The organism is Azospirillum sp. UFLA03-27, from assembly GCF_059803775.1.
In genome coordinates this window covers 1-18152 of sequence record NZ_JAUQTX010000136.1, presented here as the reverse complement: position 1 = coordinate 18152, position 18152 = coordinate 1, and the positions used below count along the sequence as shown (strand labels likewise).

Here is an 18152-nt window from a genome sequence, read left to right as displayed (position 1 = left end):
GCGTATAATCGTCGGCAGCGTCAGATGTGTATAAGAGACAGGAAATGGGGTCTTCTCCTGGCAGTCGGTGCATGTGCCGCGCACCTCGACGGTGGGGCGGCTGACCTGGAAACCATGCTCGGCGGCGATGGTGCCAATGGCGGCGCGGATGCGCGGGTCGTCGATCTCCACGGCGTTGCCGCAGGTCTCGCACACCAGGAACTGTCCGGAATGGACGGCCCCCGGCGCCGCGCAGCCGATGTAGGCGTTCAGCGATTCGATGCGGTGGACCAGCCCGTGCTCCACCAGGAACTCCAGCGCCCGGTAGACGGTCAGCGGGGCGGTGGCCTTGCCCTCGCGCTGGCTGAGGTCCTCCAGGATGGCGTAGGCGCCGCGCGGCTTGTGGCTGTTCCAGACCAGCTCGAGCACCTGCCGGCGGAGCGCGGTCAGCCGGGCGCCACGCTCCGCGCACAGGGCGTCGGCGCGGGTCAGCGCGTCGGCGATGCAATGCGCGTGGTCGTGCCCATGGCGGGAGGCCGGGCCGGCGGTGGGGTGGGGATCGACGGTCATGGCGTTATCTTATTACATCGCCGGACGCCGACACCAGACAAAGAAGAAGGGCGGCCCCGGACGCGGAGGCCGCCCTTTCAAGGCGTGTCGCTGGATTATGGGACGGTCATGCGTCCGGTCAGAGACCGATCACGCCGCCGTCCTTCTTGGTGATGGCGACCACCGACGGGCGCGGCGGCATGTTGGGCTTGAAGTCGGGCCAGCGGGTCGCCGGGTCCTCGAAGGAGGAGAGCTTGCCCTTGAAGCCTTCCCACTGGTCGACGCCGTCGGTTGCCGGGTGCTGCACGGCGACGAACAGGGTCCTGTCGTCGGTGGTGAAGCAGGGACCGCACATCTCCGCACCCACCGGCACGCGGTAGAACATCTTGGACAGGCCGCGCAGGTTGCCCTCGGTCTCCACGGCCCAAACGCCGTCGGCGGTGCCGGACGCCTTCTTCCAGTTCTCGCCCTGGTCGGTGGTGATCCACAGGCGGCCGCGGTGGTCCACCGCCGCGTTGTCGGGGCAGGAGAACCAGCCGTTGGCCGAGGTGTCGGCGTGGAACTGCGCGCCGACCTTCCCGTCCGCCGGGTTGCCGCCGCGGACCAGGATCGTCCATTCCGCCTTGGTCGAGGCGTGGTTGCCGTTCTCCGGCAGGATCTCGACGATGTGGCCCCAGTTGTTCTCGGCGCGCGGGTTGGTCGCGTCCACCTGCTCCGGCTTGCGGCGGGAATTGTTGGTGAGCACGACGTAGACCTTGCCGGTCACCGCGTTGACCTCGATGTCCTCCGGACGGTCCATCTTGGTGGCGCCCAGCGCATCGGCGGCGAGGCGGGCGTTGATCAGAACGGTGGCTTGGTCGGGGAAGCCCTTCTCGGCGGTCAGCGGGCCCTGACCATGGACCAGCGGCAGCCATTCGACCGAGGCGTCGGCCTTGAACTTCGCCACGTAGAGCGTCCCGGTCTCCAGGATGTCCATGTTGGCGGCGCGGTTCTTCGGGTCGAACTTCTTCGCCGCGACGAACTTGTAGACATAGTCGAACCGCTCGTCGTCGCCGGTGTAGGCGACCACCGTGCCGTCCTTGCCCAGCGCGATCTGGCAGGCCTCATGCTTGAAGCGGCCGAGCGCCGTGCGCTTCTTCGGGGTCGAGGTCGGGTCGTAGGGGTCGATCTCGACGATCCAGCCGAAGCGGTTGGACTCGTTCGGCTCCTTGGCGATGTCGAAGCGGTCGTGATGGACGCCCCAGTTGTACCATTCGCCGGGGAAGCCGTAGCGCTTCAGCACCTTGGCGTTCGGGTTGCTGTCCTCGACCTTGCCCCAGAAGTAGCCGTTGAAGTTCTCTTCCGCCGACAGCCAGGTGCCCCAGGGCGTCATTCCGCCGGAACAGTTGTTCAGCATGCCGCGGACCATCGTGCCTGCCGGGTCATAGCTGGTCTTCATCAGGGCGTGGCCGGCGGCCGGGCCGGTGATGGCGCAGGCCGTCTCGCCGGTGATGCGGCGGTTGTACTTGGAGTTCGGCTCGGTCACCCACTTGCCCTTGACCTTGCGGATCTCGACGACGGTGCCGCCGTGGGCGGCCATCTCGATGTCCACCAGCGTCCTGGTCATGCGGGCGAACTTGTCCTTCTGCTGCTCCACGCCGACGCCGGGGAACATGACCTCCTCGTCGGTGTATTCGTGGTTCACGCAGAGCAGGGCGCGGTCCGGCGACCGCGAGCCGAGCGGCAGCGGGGCGTAGCCGACGAAGTCGTTGTTGTAGCCGAACTGCTTCGACTGCGCCTCGGCGGTCTGGTTCATCGGGTCGAAGGCCGGCGCGCCGGGGACCACCGGGTCGCCCCAGCGGATCAGGATGTCGGCGTCGTAGCCGGCGGCGACGTGATGGTCGGCGTCGACACCGTGCGCCACCTCCTGGAAGGAGAAGCTGGCCTTGGCCGGGCGCGGGGCGCCGGTCACAGCAGCCTCGGCCTCGCGCGGCGCGGAGAGCAGGGCGGCCGGGCCGATCAGGGCGCTGACCGCGGCGCCGGTCAGCATGCCGCGCATCATGTCGCGGCGGCCGAGGCGGGCGTTGATGACGTCGCCCATGGTCGGGTTTTCGGACGGGTTGGAGCCGATGTCCTCGCGGCCCTCGAAGGTCAGATACTTGGTGCCCTTCTGGGGCAGGTCATGGGTGTCCATCGGTGTGCCTCGTCTCTTTCCGCAAATTTATTTTGGGTAGGGGCGGGCGCACCTTACCGGCGGCCTGTGACGGTTTCTTTGCACTCCCATGAAGGCGGAATGAAAACACACGGTCGGGTTTCACGACACCGCGTCGATCAATCGCCGGCTTTTTTGATCTCCTGGAAGGCGGCCAGCGCGCGGTCGCGGGCGGTGCCGTGGTCGACGATCGGCCGAGGGTAGTCCTTGCCGAGCGTCACCCCCGCCTGCCGCAGCACCTCGTCCGGCGCCTCCCAGGGCTTGTGAATCCAGCGGTTGGACAGCTTTTCCAGCTCAGGCACGTAGCGGCGGACATAGGCCCCCTCCGGGTCGAACTTCTCGCCCTGGAGGATCGGGTTGAAGACGCGGAAGAAGGGGGCCGCGTCGGCGCCGCAGCCGGCCACCCATTGCCAGTTGCCCGCGTTGTTGCCGATGTCGGCGTCGACCAGCGTGTCCCAGAACCACGCCTCGCCCTCCTGCCAGGGAATCAGCAGATCCTTGATGAGGAAGGAACCGACGATCATCCGCACGCGGTTGTGCATCCAGCCGATCTGCCAGAGCTGCCGCATCCCCGCGTCCACGATCGGATAGCCGGTGCGCCCGCGCTGCCACGCGCGCAGGCCCGCCTTGTCGGTCCGCCAGGGGAAGCGGGCGAAGCGCGCGTCCAGCGGCGTGTCCGGAATGCCCGGCTCCTCGCGCAGCAGATGGTGGTTGAACTCCCGCCATCCGAGTTCCCGCAGGAAGGCCCCGGCGCCGGCGGCCAGTTCATGCCGCTGGTCGGCGGCGTGGCGTGTGGCGTGCCAGATCTGCCGCGGGCCGATCTCCCCGAAAGCGAGATGCGGGGACATCGCGGAGGTCCCGTCATGGTCCGGGCAGTCGCGCTCCGCCGGGTAGGCGGCGACCGGACCGTCCAGGAAATCGGCCAGCCGCTCGCGCGCCGCCTCCTCGCCGGGCTTCCAACGCTCGCGCAGGCCGCCGGCCCAGTCCGGCGCGGCGGGCAGCAGGCCCCAGTCCTTCAGCGACTCGCTCGACACCGGCTTGGCCGGCGGGGTCAGCTTGGCCGGCGCGCGGATGGGGCGCGGCGGTTCCGGCATCGACAGCAGCGCCTTCCAGAAGGGCGTGAACACCCGGAAGGGCGTGTCCGACTTGGTGCGGATGGTTCCCGGCTCGTAGAGCAGGGCGGCGTTGTGGGGGTGCACCGTCACGCCGTGCGCGGACAGTCGCTCGCCGACCCGGCGGTCGCGGGCGATGGCGGTGGGGCCGGCGCGGCGGTTGCACAGCACCGTGTCGGCTCCGGTTTCCTCCGCCAGCGCTGCCAGCACTGCGGCGGGGTCGCCGCTGCGCAGCACCAGGGGCGAGCCGAGCTTGGCCAGCGCCTTGCCCAGCCGCTCCAGGCTGCCGTGCAGCCACCAGCGGGAGGCGCCGCCGGGAAGCCAGGGATCGTGGGCGTCCTTCTCCCGGATGTAGACCGGGATGACCGGCGCCCCATCCTCCGCCGCGGCGCTGAGCGCCGGGTTGTCGGCAAGGCGAAGATCGTTGCGGAACCAGACGAGGATGGGGGATTGATCGGTCTTCATCGGCCAACTTTAAGGACATGGACAGAAGAACGGGCATGCCAAAACGCCGCAGCCAATGACCACGGTCAATGGCTCTTGCTACGCGGCGTCGATTGCTCCGGATCACCGTGACGGCAAAAATTTTTCCTGGGGAAATCCTATTGACCGAGGTTTCTGCGCCGCTATTTCCGCCTTCGCTGCCACGACGTGGAACCGGAGGCACGGCGGCCGACGGCACCGGTTCCACGGTCGGGGGAGGAACGAGACGCCATCCAAATGGAGGAAATGACATGTCCCGCCTGTCGCGGCTGCTGACCGCCGCCACCGTCGCCCTGCCGCTGTCCTTCGCCACCGTCGCCGCGAATGCGGCGGACATCGTGGACACCGCCGTCTCGGCGGGCCAGTTCAAGACGCTGGTCCAGGCTGTCCAGGCCGCCGGGCTCGCGGACACGCTGAAGGGCAGTGGTCCCTTCACCGTCTTCGCCCCGACCGACCAGGCCTTCGCCAAGCTTCCCGCCGGCACCGTCGAAAATCTTCTGAAGCCGGAGAACCGCGAGAAGCTCCGCTCCGTACTCACCTATCATGTGGTGTCAGGCAAGGTGACCTCGGCCGATATCGCCGGCAAGACGGCATCGACGAAAACCGTGCAGGGCACCACTGTGGACATCGACGCGACGAAGGGCGGCGTGATGGTGGACAACGCGAAGGTCGTGAAGCCCGACATCATGGCGTCCAACGGCGTCATCCACGTGATCGACACGGTCATGATGCCGAACTGACGTTCTGCTTTTTCTTGAGGTCCCTCCTGCCGGACGTCTCACCGCCGGTTCCGGCAGGACCACTCGCCCGGAGAGTTCCCCCGACTCTCCGGGCTTTTTCTTTTTAAGCCTTGTCGGGAGACAGGCGGCTGCGCGGGAAGCGGTGGACCTTGCCACGGGCCAGCAGATGCACCTCGAACCGCGCCGCCAGCAGGTTCGACACCGCCGGGTCCAGCACGTTCAGCCCGCCCGCGAAGGCGCCGAAGGCCGGAAGGATCAGCTTTCCCCCGTCGAAGGCGAAGCAGCGCTCCCGCACCCGCCGGCCCGGCACGACGACGGCGGCCACTGGGTGCAGATGCCCCGACAATTCGCCCACGGCGCCGGGCACCGCCTCGTGCCGGAAGGTCAGCGGGCCGAGCGTCAGCTCGTCCAGGATGCGCCCGCCGAAGCCCTCCGGCGGCTCCGGGTCGTGGTTGCCGGTGACCCACAGCCAGTCCGCCACCCGCCCGGTCAGGTCGCGCAGCCGCGTCACGTCCCCCGCCTCCATGCGGCTCGCCGCCCGGCGGTCGTGGAAGCTGTCGCCCAGGCAGATCACCCGCTCCGGAGCCAGCCGCTCCACCAGATCCGCCAACCGGCCGAGCGTCGCCCGTGTGTCGTAGGGCGGCAGCATCCGCCCGCGCGCCGCGAAGGCGGAGCCCTTCTCCAGATGCAGGTCGGTGACCACCAGCGTCCGCTCCGCCGGCCAGACCAGCGCGCCGGAGGGATCGGGGGCCAGCGCGGCGCCCCGCAGGGTCATCGTCGTGTCCATGGTCATCACAACGTCAGCCGGCCTTGGCTGTCACCGTCGGACCCCAGCTCCGGCATCGCCTCGGCCACAAGATCGGCGGCGGCCTGCTCCAGAAGCTCGTCGGTGGCGGAACCGTCCACCCGTTCCCGCCCGATCTCCAAAATGACCGGCACGGCGAGGGGGGAGATGCGGTCGAGGTCCTTGTGGGTGATGCGGCCCTTCACCCGAACCAGGAAATCCGACAGGCGCCGCACGTCGGTCAGCCCGCCCGCCGCGTCGGCGCGGGTGGCGCGCAGCAGCACATGGCCGGGATCGTGCTTGCGCAGCACGTCGTAGATCAGGTCGGAGGAGAAGGTGACCTGCCGCCCCGACTTCTCCTGTCCGGGATGGCGGCGGTCGATGACCCCGGTGATCAGCGCCACGTTGCGGAAGGTCCGCCGCAGCATCGATGACTCGTCCATCCAGGCTTCCAGATCGTCGCCCAGCATGTCCTGGTCGAACAGCCCGTCCATGTCTTTCGGAGTCCGCAGCGACCACACCGCCAGCACGTAATCGGTGGCGACGAAGCCGAGCGGGCCGCAGCCCATCCGCTCCATCCGGCGGGTCAGCAGCATCCCCAGCGTCTGGTGCGCGTTCCGCCCCTCGAAGGCGTAGACGACGAGGAAGCGCTTGCCCGCCTTGGGGAAGCTCTCCACCAGCAGCCCGTCGCGCGCCGGCAGGACGGAGCGCCAGCGCTGCAGCCGCAGCCATTCCTGAACGTCCTCCGGCAGGCCGGGCCACTGCGCCGGGTCGGCCAGCATGGCGCGCACCCGGTCGGCCAGCGCCGTGGTCAGCGGCAACCGCCCGCCGGCGTAGGCCGGGACCTTCGGCTCCCCGGTGCCGCCCTTGGCAACCTGCGCCTCCATCTCGCGGATGCCGAGGAACTTCAGCAGCTGGCCGGCGAAGACGAAGGTGTCGCCGGGGGTGAGGCCCTGGATGAAATGCTCCTCCACCTCGCCCAGCACCGGGCCGCGGCTCAGGCGCACGCGCAGCATGGCCTCCTGCGTGATGGTGCCGACGTTCATGCGGTATTGCCGCGCCACCGCCGGCCCGGCCACCGCCCTGCGCCCGTCCTCGCGCAGCGTGAGCCGGTGGAAGCGCTCGTAATTGCCGAGCGCGTAGCCGCCGGTCGCCACGAAGTCCAGCACGTCGTCGAACTCGTCCCGCGACAGCCCGGCGTAGGGGGCGGCGCGGACCACCTCGTCGTACAGGTCGTCGGGGCGGTAGGGCTCGGCGCAGGCCATGCCGAGCATGTGCTGGGCCAGCACATCCAGCCCGCCGGGGCGGGGCCGCTCGCCGTCCAGGCTCATCGCCGCCACGGCGTCGAGCGCGGCGCGGCATTCCAGCACCTCGAACCGGTTGGCGGGGACGAGCAGGGCGCGGCTCGGCTCATCCAGCCGGTGGTTGGCGCGGCCGATGCGCTGGACCAGCCGGCTCGCCCCCTTCGGCGCGCCGATCTGCACCACCAGATCGACCGCCGCCCAGTCGATGCCGAGGTCGAGCGAGGAGGTCGCCACCACCGCCCGCAGCTTGCCCGCCGCCATGGCGGCCTCGACCTTGCGCCGCTGCTCCGCCGCCAGGGAGCCGTGATGGAGCGCGATGGGCAGGCTGTCGTCGTTGCGGCGCCAGAGTTCCTGGAAGACCAGCTCCGCCTGGGCGCGGGTGTTGACGAAGACCAGCGTCGTGCGGTGGGCGCGGATGCGCTGGTACACCTCCTTCAGCGCGTGCATGGCCATGCGGCCGGACCAGGGCAGCCGCTCGCGCGTCGTCAGGATCTCCACCTCGGCGGAGGCGCCGGCCCGCCCGGTGACCAGCCGCACGTCGCCGCCGTCAGCCTGCCCGGTCCTGGACAGCCAGGCGAGAAGCTGCGCCGGCTCCGCCACAGTGGCCGACAGCCCGACCCGCCGGGCCCGCGGCGCCAGCTTCGCCAGCCGCGCCAGCCCCAGGGCCAGCAGGTCGCCGCGCTTGGTCCCGGCGAGCGCGTGCAGCTCGTCGATGATGACGCAGCGCAGGTGCCGGAAGATCGTCGCCGCGTCGGCGTAGGCGATCATCAGCGCCAGACTTTCCGGCGTGGTCATCAGGATGTGCGGCGGGTTGGCCCGCTGCCGCCGCCGCTTGGATTCGGGCGTGTCGCCGGTGCGGGTCTCGGTGCGGATGGGCAGCCGCATCTCGGCGACGGGCTCTTCCAGATTGCGCTGGATGTCCACCGCGAGCGCCTTCAGCGGCGAGATGTAGAGCGTGTGCAGCCCCTCGCGCGGGCGCTCCGCCAGATCGATCAGCGAGGGCAGGAAGCCGGCCAGCGTCTTGCCGCCGCCGGTTGGTGCGATCAGCAGGGCGCTGTCTCCGGCGACCGCCGCCTCGACCATGGCGAGCTGGTGCGGGTGCGGCGCCCAGCCCCGCGACCGGAACCAGCCCTGGACGTTGGCGGGGAGGAGGGGGGAGGGGAGATCGGGCATGAAGGACCGGATGATTCGCTGAGACCGGAAAGAATAGTGTCGCGAATCGAACGGAGCAAGAACGAGAGCGCTTTTGCGTCCCGTTGACGGCTTTCGGCGCTGTGCTATTTTGGGAGGCAAGGAGGTGATGCGCCTTCGGTCTCCTGGAGGCGGAGCCGGTTTCCCGACCCCGCCCATTGGTTCCTTAGCGATCGCGGTCCTGGTTGAAGCCGGCTTCGAACTCGAACTTCATCCGGAACCAGAAGCGTCGGAGCCACTTCAGGTACCTTTTAAAGTGCATCACCTCCTCTCGGATGCCGGACGGGTAGGGCCCGTCGGTACGCAACATCCAAAGGAATGCGTGGGCGCGGTCAACCGGGGATAGGGCTCGGTGGAGTGGCCGCGGCACTTGGGCGCGTGGTCGGGGTGCGAGGGCTTGTCCACACCCTGACCCTCCCCCGCTCTCGGCGGACCGAAGGTCCGCCTGCCGCGTCAGCGCAAACCCTTGGTTTGCGCGAGACTGGGCAGGGGAGGGGAGTTAGGCGCCGGTGATGATGCGGATGTGGATGGGCAGGGGGATCGTGCCGCCTTGCGCCTGCGCGTCGAAGCGGCGGGTCACCTCGGCGTCGAGGTCGGCGCGCTGCCCGGCGGTGAGGTCGTGCAGGCGGTGGCCGAAGCTCATCTCCAGCGTGGCGCGCCAGAAGGGTTGGCCCTGGGGGGCCTTGCGGACCGGGGTGATGTCGGTCTCGGTCACCGTGGCGAAGCCGGCGGCGCGCATGGCCTCCGCCAGAAGGCCGGGAGCGGCGAAGCGGAACAGCGGGTCCAGGCTGCGGTCCTCGCCCAACTGGGTGGCGACCGCGTCGCCCACCGTGTTGAACAGGGCGTTGCCGGCGCGCGGCCCCCAGACCATGAAGGCCGCCCGCCCGCCGGGGCGCAGCACGCGCCGCAGTTCGGCCAGGGCCGCCGCCACGTCGGGGACGAACATGATGCCGAAGCGGCAGGTCGCCCGGTCGAAGCTCTCCGCGGCGAAGGGCAGGGCGGTCATGTCGGCGGCGGCGAAGGCCGGGCGCCGTTCCTCGGCGATCCCCGCGGCGCGGCGCCGGGCGCCGGCCATCATGCCGGGCACGAGGTCGCTGCCCACCACCAGCCCATCCGGACCTGTCCGAAGGGCGGCGCTCAGCGCTGGTTCGCCGGCCCCGGAGGCGAGGTCCAGCAGCCGGTCGCCCGCCGTCACCCCGGCGGCGTCCAGCAGGGGCTGGTTCAGCTTGTCGGCCAGATCGGCCATCGGGTCGGCCCAGCGGTCCCAGGCGTCGGCGCTGGCGGTCCAGCGGGCGCGCTCGGCGTCGCCGTCGATGGGGCAGGTGGACAAGTCGGGCATGGTCAGTGGAGAAGCCTTGCGATGCCGGTGATGCGGGGGACGGAGTCCGCGTCGCGCAGCCGCTCGTTCAGCGCCGCGACCTCCTCCGCCAGCTTGCGGTTCGCCTCGGTCAGGGATTGGACGCGGCCCTCGGCGGCCTGCTGCTGGGCGTTCAGGGTGGCGACGGTCTCCGCCAGCTTGCGGATTTGTTGCGATTGGCGGGCGCCGCCCTCGTTGACGCTGCGGCGGATCGAGCCGACGGCGGCGAGCACGATGACGCTGACCGTCGCGCCCGTCAGAAGGGCGGCGATGGCCAAGGCCCAGATCCAATCCCCCGTTGGCAGTTCCATGGCCGAAGCCGCCCCTGCGTTGCGTCCGGTTCACCGGCGGCGACCCTCCGGTGAACCAATGGTTTCAGCATCCGATGAATTGCCGGGCGGGTCAAGCCGGGCACCGGAACGGCAAAAGGCCCAGCCGTTGCCGGCCGGGCCTTTCGTGAAACCGGGGTTGCGCTCCGCGGTCAGGCGACGGTGTCGTCGACAGGGCGGGCGGCCTTGGCGCGCATGTCCTTCAGGTGATCGCCGAAGGCGCGCAGGACCGGCATGATCCGCTGCATCTGGTCCGACGTGACGTGGGCGTCGGTCTTCAGGACGATGGTCGGCGCCTCCGACATCAGGCGCTTGGAGCGCATCGGACCGACCTTGTCGTCCATGAACATGGACAGCCCCATCAGAATGCCGAGCGTCACGTCATCGGGCGCCTTGGGCAGAGCCAACACGTCGTGCAGCTCGTTGAGGAGGGTGTAGGCGACGATGGACGTGCGTTCGATGGTGTCAACGTCGGCGGCCATGGACATCGGCGTAATCCTTGAGGCGCTGAAAGTGTGCGATATGGCCAAAGGTTAGCGCTCGGATCGTAACCAAACTGTTAACCATCCCTCACCCGAGTCGCCACGAGTCGCTTTTTTCGAGTCGCAATCCCCGGTCGCCGAATCAGGAGAGTCGACTCATGCTTCCGCGTGAACCGACCTGCTGGTCATGGCCCGCTCCACCCGCTCGATGGCGGCCATCACCGCGTCCGGGCGGGCGTGCTGCGGCATGTGCCCGGTTTCCGCCAGCAGATGCAGCGTCGATCCGGCCACCGCGTTGTGAAGCTGCACCGCGTGGGCGTGGGGATCGACGATGCGATCCTCCCGCCCCGCGACGACCGACATCGGGCAGCGGATCTCGGAATAGCGCGGCGCCATCGCCGCCACGCCGGGGATCAGCGCAGCGAGTTGAGCGGCGGCCGCCTCCAGCTGCGTCGGGCGCAGCAGAAGGTCGGGAGACAGCTCGTTGTAGCGGGGCGGCACTGGGTTCGGCTCAAAGATGCGGCGCATCATCGCCGGCAGGATCAGCCGGTCCAGCGGCGGCAGGACGGTGTGGCTGAGCAGTGGCCCGACCGCCGGAATGGCCGGTCCCATCATGGGGAGGAAGTCGAGCCGCGGGGGCGGGTGGGTGAAGGCCGACAGGATGACCAGACCGCCGATCTCCTCCGGAAAATCCAGCGCCCAGGCGAGCGCCACCGCCCCGGCCAGCGAATGGCCGACGACGATGGGACGCTCCAATCCCAGCTTGCGGGTGGCGGCGCGCAGCAGCGCGGCTTGGGCGGCGGGACCGGCGTCGCGTCGCGGCGTCGCCTCGCTGTAGCCGTGGCCGGGCCGGTCGAAGCAGACGCAGCGCCAATGCCGGGCCGCCTCGTCCAGGACGCTCAGCGCCCAGTCGCCGGCGGTGGTGCCGTTGCCGTGCAGGAACACCACGGGAGGCGCCGTACCACCCTTCGGCCCGTGGTCGAGATAGTGCAGGCGGGTGCCGCCGACGCTCATGAAATGACCGGTCGGCGGGTGTTCCTGCTCCGCCCGGTTGGTGCGGTGGCGGGTGTCCAGCCAAAGGCCGGCCAGCAAACCGGCCGCGAGAGCCAAGCCGCTTCGCATCAGCGGACCCTCCGAGTGCACGCTTGCGGCGCGGCGGGATGACGTGTGGACTGCGGCATGGTCGGGCTCCTCCGGGTTGCAGGGGCGGATTGCAGGGACAGGGGGGCAACAGGAGGTGAATGGGGCGGTTCCGGCGTGCAGGGCCGCCATGTCTCAACATTGTTTCCACAAATTAAACTAAAATCTTATCATTCTTGCGACAGAAGGACGGGGTAACCGTCCACCGTTCGGAATTGGATCGACGCCATACCATGATGGTTTTTTCCAAAGCGGGAGTATCGCGATGAGCGCCGCCGCCAAGCAGCAGCCGACCCCAGCCGTGCCGGAGAGAGCCACGCCGGACAGCGCCGCCCCGGTGGGCGCGTCCCTGCCCGCCGTCTACACCGACCTCGGTCGCATCATCGAGAGCATGACCCGGCGTTTCCTGGACGTGCTGCGGATGGAACTGGCGCGGATCGGGATCGACGACCTCAGCCCCGGCCAGGCCCTGATGCTGATCAACATCGGCGGCGAGGAGCTGTCGGTGCGCGACCTGCTGGAGCGCGGCTACTATCTCGGCTCCAACGCCTCCTACAACCTGAAGCATCTGGTGGAGGCGGGCTATGTCGACCGCTCCGCCTCGCAGCGCGACCGGCGCACGGCGCGGCTCCGCCTGTCGGAGCGCGGGCTGAAGCTGTGCGAGGCGCTGCGCGGGCTGGAGGCCGTGCGGGGCGACGCGCTGATCCGCACCGACGAGGAAGCCGCCGATCTGGAGACGACATACCGCACGTTGCGCCGTTTGGAGCGGGCGTGGAGCGATCTGATCCGCTACGATACGCCGGAATTCTGATCCCGAGCGTCCGTTCCGGAAGACCCAGCGCATGTCACAGCGGTCCCTGAGCCAGAAGGATGTCGAGTGCCTGCTGGCCGCGCCCGACGCCCAGGCGCGCATCGACACCATGACCCATCTGGTGCGCGACCTGGAGGCGGGGGACCTCGCCGAGGCGGAGCGGGCGCTGGCCATGGACATCCTGCAGCGCTTCGCCGCCGACGCGGTGACCGCCGTGCGCGAGGCGGTGGCGTGGCAGATCCACAACTCCTCCCTGCTGACGGAGGGGCTGGCGGAGAAGCTGGCCCGCGACGTCGACCGGGTGGCCTTTCCCATCCTGCGCCACGCGGAAAAGCTCAGCGAAGGCTTGCTCCTGGACATCCTGCGCGAACGGCGCCCGGCGAAGGAACTGGCCATCGCCGGGCGCCGCTCCGTCTCGTCCGCGGTGTCCGACGCGCTGGTGCGCAACGGCAACGTCATCGTCATCACCGAGCTTCTGCGCAACCGTGGGGCGGTCATCCCGGAACCGTCCCTGCACGGCGTGCTGGACCGCTGGGGCGGCGTCGCCACGGTGAACGAGGCCATGGCGGCGCGCCCCGACCTGTCGGCGGCGGTGGTGGAAAAACTGATCCTCTTCGTGTCGGAGGAGATCCGCAACCGGCTGATCCGCAGCCACCGGCTCAACCCCCGCCTGATCGGCGTCCTGGTGGAGCGGGCGCGGGAGGCGGCGACCCTGCTCCTGCTGAAGCCGCTGACCCCGCGCGAGGCGGACGTGGAGCTTCTCGCCCGGCATTTGCTGATCCGCGGGCGGCTGTCGGCGCCGCTGCTCTTCCGCGCGCTGTGCGCCGGGGAGATCGCGCTGTTCGACGCCGGGATCGCGGTGCGCGCCAACCTGCCGCCGGAGAACGCCCGTCAGCTCGCCTGGGACGGCGGGCCGCACGCGCTGAAGGGGCTGTTCGCCAAGGCGGGCCTGTCCTTCACCCTGCTGAAGCCCTTCCGCGTTGCCATCGCGGTGGCGAAGGCGTTGGACTACCGCGGCGGCGACGAGGGGCGCGAGCGCTTCCAGACGGAGGCCATCGCCACCCTGTTCGACGCCTGCGGCAACAGCCAGGACCGGGAGATCGACGACCTGCTGCTGCAACTGTTCGACCAGACCTCGGCGGAGGTGATCGAAAAGGCGCTGGAGCAGGCGGGGATGCCTTTCTCTCCGCTGAACAGCTGAGTCACAGGCTGAAGAAGGTCTTCAGCCGGGCCAGCAGGTCATGCTCGGTCGTCGTCTGGGTCACGGCGGTGGGGGCGCTGGCGCGGCGGTGAGCGTCGTTGCGGCGCTGGCGCAGTCCCATCAGGTCGGCCAGCCGGGCGGCCAGCTCCGGACGGCGGCGCAGGACGGGGTCGAGCGCTTCCTTGTCCAGCTCGTAGACCACGGCGTCGGTGTTGGCGATCACCGACGCGCTGCGCGGCTGGCCGGTCAGCAGCGACATTTCCCCGAACACGTCGCCCGGCCCCATGTGGTCGAGCAGGAGCGTCCGCCCCCCGAAGGCCCCGCGCACGTCCAGCGCGCCCTCGGCCACCAGGAAGAGGGAAGTCCCGGTCTCGTCCTGGCGGACCACCGCCTCACCGGCGGCGACGTGGCGCAGATGCATGCCGGACGCCAGTTCATCGATCTCCTCCGGGCGGAAGGCGGCGAACAGATCCACATGGGACAGCAGGTCCCGCCCCAGCCCCAGTGCCGAACAGGGCGGAGGGCGGTTGCTGCGGCGGCGCATCTCCTGCTTGGGGCTGGCCGGCTCCAGACCGGCGCGGGCCAGATGATCCAGGATGGTGGTCGCCACGGCGTCGCGGGTGGCGGCCAACCGGGAATAATCCGCCACCCAGAAGCGCGCCTGATAAGTGACGCCGTTCAGCGTGATCGAGTCCACCACCACATCGGGCCGCGGCTCGGTGGGGACGGCGTCGCAGCAGACGATGGCCGACAGGATGATCCGCTTGGCGCGGGCCACCGGCACCTCGGCGTCGAGGGTCACCGGAACCCCAGCGCGGAAGCCGGTGCCGGGCTGGCTGTAGTTGGTGATGCGGTTGCCCGCGGCCAGCCCGTTCGGCACCACCAGCGCCGTGCCGTCCAGCGTGACCAGCCGGGTGGCCCGCCAATTGATCTCGTCCACCCGCCCGGTAACGCCGGGGGTCAGCTCCACCCAGTCGCCGATGCGGTAGGGATGCTCGACGTTCAGCGCGATGCCGGAGAAGATGTCGGCGATCATGTTGCGCAGCGCAAAGCCCAGCACCGCGATCACCACGCCGGAGGTGGCGACCAGCCCGGTCACCGGCTGCCCCAGCACGAAGGCCAGGATGCCGAGCACCGCCAGCCCGTAGAGCAGAGCGCGCAGCAGGTCGGTCAGCAGGCGCGGCATCGGCGTGGCGCGGGGGTGGCTCGCCACCACGAGGTCGATGACCCGCGACCCCAGCCACGCCGCCGCCAGCCACGCCACCACGGCGAGCAGAGAGGTCAGCGCGTCCGCCACCATGGCGCCGGCGATTGGCGTGATGTGGCCGGACAGCCAGGGGCGCTGCCCGGCCAAAGCGGCCGCCCCGAGTGTCAGCAGCGCCGGGGCCAGCAGGTGGCGGAAACCGAGGCGCGCCGGCGCGCCGGTGGGGCCGACGGGAAGCGGGGCGAGGCGGGATGAATCGGGCATGCGGGATCGGCAACCTCCTGCCCCGTGACCTTCGCACCGCGAGCGCAACCGTCAAGCCCAAAATAGGAATAGGCGAAGCGGCCCCGGCCTTCGCGCAAAGTGGGGTGGTTGGTGAACGCCTTCGCTCCTTAATATTCGGAGGGTGGGGAGAGAAAGGATGAGGTCCGAAAAACCGCGAACATTGTCCGCCCACCAAGCATAAGATTGAAGCTCCCAAAGAGAAGAGCCAGAAGAGCGAGGTGTCCATGCCTCATGCTGCCATGATCGTGGCGGCCGCGCTGCTCCTGTTGCCGGGCGCGGCGTCGGCCCAAAGCGCAAACGCCCAAAGCACGAATGGACGGGAGAAGGCGCCGGAGGGTGCCCGCGCCTACATCATGTGGCCGTCCAACGGCACCACCATTTCCGGTGGAAAGCTGTGGGTCCGCATGGGCTTGCAGAACATGGGCATCGCCCCGGCTGGCATCCGCAAGGAGGACACCGGGCACCACCATCTGCTGGTGGACACCGACCTCGCCACCTACGACGAACCCATCCCGAACACCAAGCAGTCGCTGCATTTCGGCGGCGGCCAGACGGAGGTGCGGCTGGAGCTGCCGCCGGGCCGGCACACGCTCCAGATGATCCTGGGCGACGCGGACCATGTGCCGCACGACCCGCCGATCATGTCGCAGAAGGTCACCATCATCGTCCCCTAACGGGAACCATCGTGCCCTAACGGGAGCGCGACAGGGAGGAAGTCATGATGCGCACCGTCGTCCCGGTCCTTCTGGCCGTCCTGCTCTCCGCCGGGCCGGTCGCCGCGCAGTCGTCGCCGGAGGCCGACCCGCTCGACAAGCCGCTGTCCGACACCACCAACACGCAGCAGCCGGCCAGCCCCGGGCACGAGCACGAAAGCACGCCCTCCACCCCCGATGCGGCGCAGGCCGGGCGGACGGCGGCGCCGAAGGACGCCTACATCTACATCGGCTGGCCCAACGACGGCGAGGTGGTGAGGGGCCGTTTCAAGGTGTGGTTCGGGCTGCGCAACTTCGGCGTGGCCCCGGCGGGCGTGCGCAAGAACAACACCGGCCACCATCACCTGCTGGTGGACGCCGACCTGCCGCCGATGGACGAGCCGATCCCCAACAACCGCAACTACATCCATTTCGGCAAGGGCCAGACGGAGACCTATCTGGAGCTGCCGCCGGGCCGGCACACGCTTCAGCTTCTGTTGGGCGATGCGGAGCACATCCCGCACGACCCGCCGATCCTGTCCAAGAAGATCACCATCACCGTGCGTCCGGGCGGCGACAGCACGCGCGTGTCGGTCCGCTGATCTGGCCCGCTGATCCAGTCCGCTGAACGTCCAGGGAGTGAGGCCATGGGATTTGAGGCCTTGGGGTTTGGTACCATGGGATTCCTCCGGCGCACCGGTGTCGCGAGAGCGGCGGCCGTCGCATCGCTCCTGCTGATGGGGGCCTGCGTCACTTCGGGCGAACAGGCGACCGTGGTCCAGAAGCCGAAGACCCCGCCCGTGCGCACCGTGTCCAACTTCAGCGAGGCGCTGCGCTGCATGGACACGCTGATGTGGAACCATGGCAAGCGCGACATCTTCATCACCTCCAACGGCATCCCCGACGCCACGGGCCGGGTGGCCGGCGGCACCAAGGAGATGCTGATCACCGCCGTGTCGCGCATGTCGGAGCGGTCGAACGCCTTCCGCTTCGTCGATTTCGAGCCGACGCTGGACGACGTGAACGCGCTCTACTGGATGATCGGGGTCCAGCCGAACTTCCGCGCGCCGTCCTACTACGTGCGCGGCGCCATCACCCAACTCGACGACAATGTGGTGAGCGAGGCGGCCAGCGCCGGCATCTCCCTGCCAACCTTCGACCTGGGCATCTCCGCCGATCAGGTGATGTCGGTGATCTCGGTGGATTTGAACATCGGGGAGCTGGCGACCCGCCAGATCATTCCCGGCCTGTCGGCCAGCAATTCGCTCGCCATCATCTCGTCGGGCAAAGGGGCGGACGCCGGGGCGGTGATCGGCAAGGCCGGCCTGTCCTTCAACGTCTCGCTCAACAAGTCCGAAGGGCTGCATCAGGCGGTGCGCACGCTGATCGAACTCAGCACGATCGAGGTGCTGGGCAAGATGACCCGCACCCCCTACTGGCAGTGCCTGGGCATCGACCAGACCAACCCGGCCTTCGCCGGGCAGGCGCGCGACTGGTTCGACGGCATGGCGCCGTCGCAGCGCGTCGCCTACGTCCAGCGCGTCCTGCTGGCCGAGGGCTATTACGACGGATCGGACAGCGGGCAGCTCGACGAGCGCACCCGCGACGCGATTTCCCGCTATCAGGCGGACAACGACCTGATCGCCACGGGGCGCATCGACTTCGACCTCTATCAGCGCATGCTCGCCCAGCCCAGCGGCCAGAAGGGGCCGGGGGCGCCGCGCCTGCAATCGGTGTCGAACGCGGGCGGGGAGGGGTTGCCGCGCGCCACGCCGGCGCCGGCCGGGGCGCCGCCCGATCTGGTCCTCAGCTCCGACCGCGGGCCGCAGCCGCGCTACCGTGCCGGGGAGGCTCTGGTGGTCAAGGTGCAGCCGACGGCCAACGGCTTCGTCTATTGCTACTACCAGGACGCCGCCGGGTCGGTGGCCCGCATCTTCCCCAACCGCTTCCAGCCCGACAGCTTCGTCCAGGCGAACCAGCAGGTGGAAGTCCCGCCGGGAGCGCAGAAGCCCTTCAACCTGCGCATGGACCGTCCCGGCGCCTCCGAGACCATCGCCTGCGTCGTCTCGCCCGACGAGCTCGGGACGCGCATCGCCGACCGCTACAAGACCGAGGACCTTCAGCCCATCCCCGGCGCGACGCTGGAGGATGTGGTGGGCGCCTACGGCAGCATCCAGGGGACCAACGTGCGCAGCCGGCAGATGGCGGTGCAGGTGCTGCCCGCCGTGTCGGCTCAACGATAGGATCGGCGCAGCGGTAAGAGCGGGCAGTTGTGGGCCTGTCTCTTATACACATCTCCGAGCCCACGAGACTATAAC

The 18152-nt window shown here is 69.5% G+C and carries 16 protein-coding genes; 6 read left to right on the top strand and 10 right to left on the bottom strand.

From position 1 onward, the window contains the following. From Q4I23_RS19695 to Q4I23_RS19685, 3 genes are all read right to left on the bottom strand, one after another. Positions 1-549 (bottom strand): Fur family transcriptional regulator (locus Q4I23_RS19695; RefSeq protein WP_498527305.1); only part of this gene is annotated, 549 nt, incomplete at its 3' end. Between the two features lie 118 nt (positions 550-667). Further along, positions 668-2701, bottom strand: coding sequence for a PhoX family protein (locus Q4I23_RS19690; RefSeq protein WP_498527304.1), 2034 nt, complete (start codon positions 2699-2701; stop codon positions 668-670). Positions 2702-2838: 137 nt separating this feature from the next. Further along, positions 2839-4296 carry a cryptochrome/photolyase family protein gene (locus tag Q4I23_RS19685; protein WP_498527303.1) on the bottom strand — a complete coding sequence of 486 codons (1458 nt, stop codon included), beginning with the start codon at positions 4294-4296 and terminating at the stop codon, positions 2839-2841. A gap of 269 nt (positions 4297-4565) precedes the next feature. Here Q4I23_RS19685 and Q4I23_RS19680 point away from each other — a divergent pair, with 269 nt between their 5' ends. After that, positions 4566-5054 carry a fasciclin domain-containing protein gene (locus tag Q4I23_RS19680; protein WP_498527302.1) on the top strand — a complete coding sequence of 163 codons (489 nt, stop codon included), beginning with the start codon at positions 4566-4568 and terminating at the stop codon, positions 5052-5054. 103 nt (positions 5055-5157) lie between these two features. On the opposite strand, the gene pdeM is transcribed toward Q4I23_RS19680, so the two are convergent. From pdeM to Q4I23_RS19650, 6 genes are all read right to left on the bottom strand, one after another. Then, complete coding sequence (gene pdeM / locus Q4I23_RS19675) at positions 5158-5847, bottom strand: ligase-associated DNA damage response endonuclease PdeM (RefSeq protein WP_498527301.1); 690 nt, start codon at positions 5845-5847, stop codon at positions 5158-5160. After that, complete coding sequence (locus Q4I23_RS19670) at positions 5847-8315, bottom strand: ligase-associated DNA damage response DEXH box helicase (protein ID WP_498527300.1); 2469 nt, start codon at positions 8313-8315, stop codon at positions 5847-5849. The genes pdeM and Q4I23_RS19670 overlap by 1 nt, the downstream gene beginning before the upstream one ends. Positions 8316-8832: 517 nt before the next feature. After that, entirely contained in the window at positions 8833-9672 is an 840-nt protein-coding gene (locus Q4I23_RS19665; RefSeq protein ID WP_498527299.1) for a class I SAM-dependent methyltransferase, read from the bottom strand. A gap of 2 nt (positions 9673-9674) precedes the next feature. Beyond that, positions 9675-10001 carry a hypothetical protein gene (locus tag Q4I23_RS19660; protein WP_454018587.1) on the bottom strand — a complete coding sequence of 109 codons (327 nt, stop codon included), beginning with the start codon at positions 9999-10001 and terminating at the stop codon, positions 9675-9677. 170 nt (positions 10002-10171) lie between these two features. Continuing rightward, the gene (locus tag Q4I23_RS19655) at positions 10172-10501 is read right to left on the bottom strand and encodes a hypothetical protein (RefSeq protein WP_237903362.1); all 330 of its coding nucleotides are present in this window, start codon (positions 10499-10501) and stop codon (positions 10172-10174) included. Positions 10502-10657: 156 nt separating this feature from the next. Then, positions 10658-11623, bottom strand: coding sequence for an alpha/beta fold hydrolase (locus Q4I23_RS19650; RefSeq protein ID WP_498527298.1), 966 nt, complete (start codon positions 11621-11623; stop codon positions 10658-10660). Between the two features lie 283 nt (positions 11624-11906). On the opposite strand from Q4I23_RS19650, the gene Q4I23_RS19645 reads away from it, so the two are divergent. Both Q4I23_RS19645 and Q4I23_RS19640 read left to right on the top strand, forming a co-directional pair. After that, entirely contained in the window at positions 11907-12452 is a 546-nt protein-coding gene (locus Q4I23_RS19645; RefSeq protein ID WP_498527297.1) for a MarR family winged helix-turn-helix transcriptional regulator, read from the top strand. 31 nt (positions 12453-12483) lie between these two features. Further along, positions 12484-13653 carry a DUF2336 domain-containing protein gene (locus Q4I23_RS19640; RefSeq protein WP_498527296.1) on the top strand — a complete coding sequence of 390 codons (1170 nt, stop codon included), beginning with the start codon at positions 12484-12486 and terminating at the stop codon, positions 13651-13653. A 1-nt stretch (position 13654) separates the two neighbouring features. On the opposite strand, the gene Q4I23_RS19635 is transcribed toward Q4I23_RS19640, so the two are convergent. Continuing rightward, complete coding sequence (locus Q4I23_RS19635; protein WP_498527295.1) at positions 13655-15121, bottom strand: cyclic nucleotide-binding domain-containing protein; 1467 nt, start codon at positions 15119-15121, stop codon at positions 13655-13657. Positions 15122-15366: 245 nt separating this feature from the next. Between Q4I23_RS19635 and Q4I23_RS19630 the strand changes: the two genes are divergently transcribed. From Q4I23_RS19630 to Q4I23_RS19620, 3 genes are all read left to right on the top strand, one after another. After that, complete coding sequence (locus Q4I23_RS19630; RefSeq protein WP_454018582.1) at positions 15367-15816, top strand: DUF4399 domain-containing protein; 450 nt, start codon at positions 15367-15369, stop codon at positions 15814-15816. A 44-nt stretch (positions 15817-15860) separates the two neighbouring features. Then, on the top strand, positions 15861-16436 hold the full coding sequence (locus Q4I23_RS19625) for a DUF4399 domain-containing protein (RefSeq protein WP_454018581.1): 576 nt from the start codon (positions 15861-15863) through the stop codon (positions 16434-16436). Between the two features lie 75 nt (positions 16437-16511). Then, a complete protein-coding gene (locus Q4I23_RS19620; protein WP_454018580.1) occupies positions 16512-18077 on the top strand; it encodes a DUF4384 domain-containing protein in 1566 nt (521 codons plus the stop codon). Positions 18078-18152: the final 75 nt, after the last annotated feature.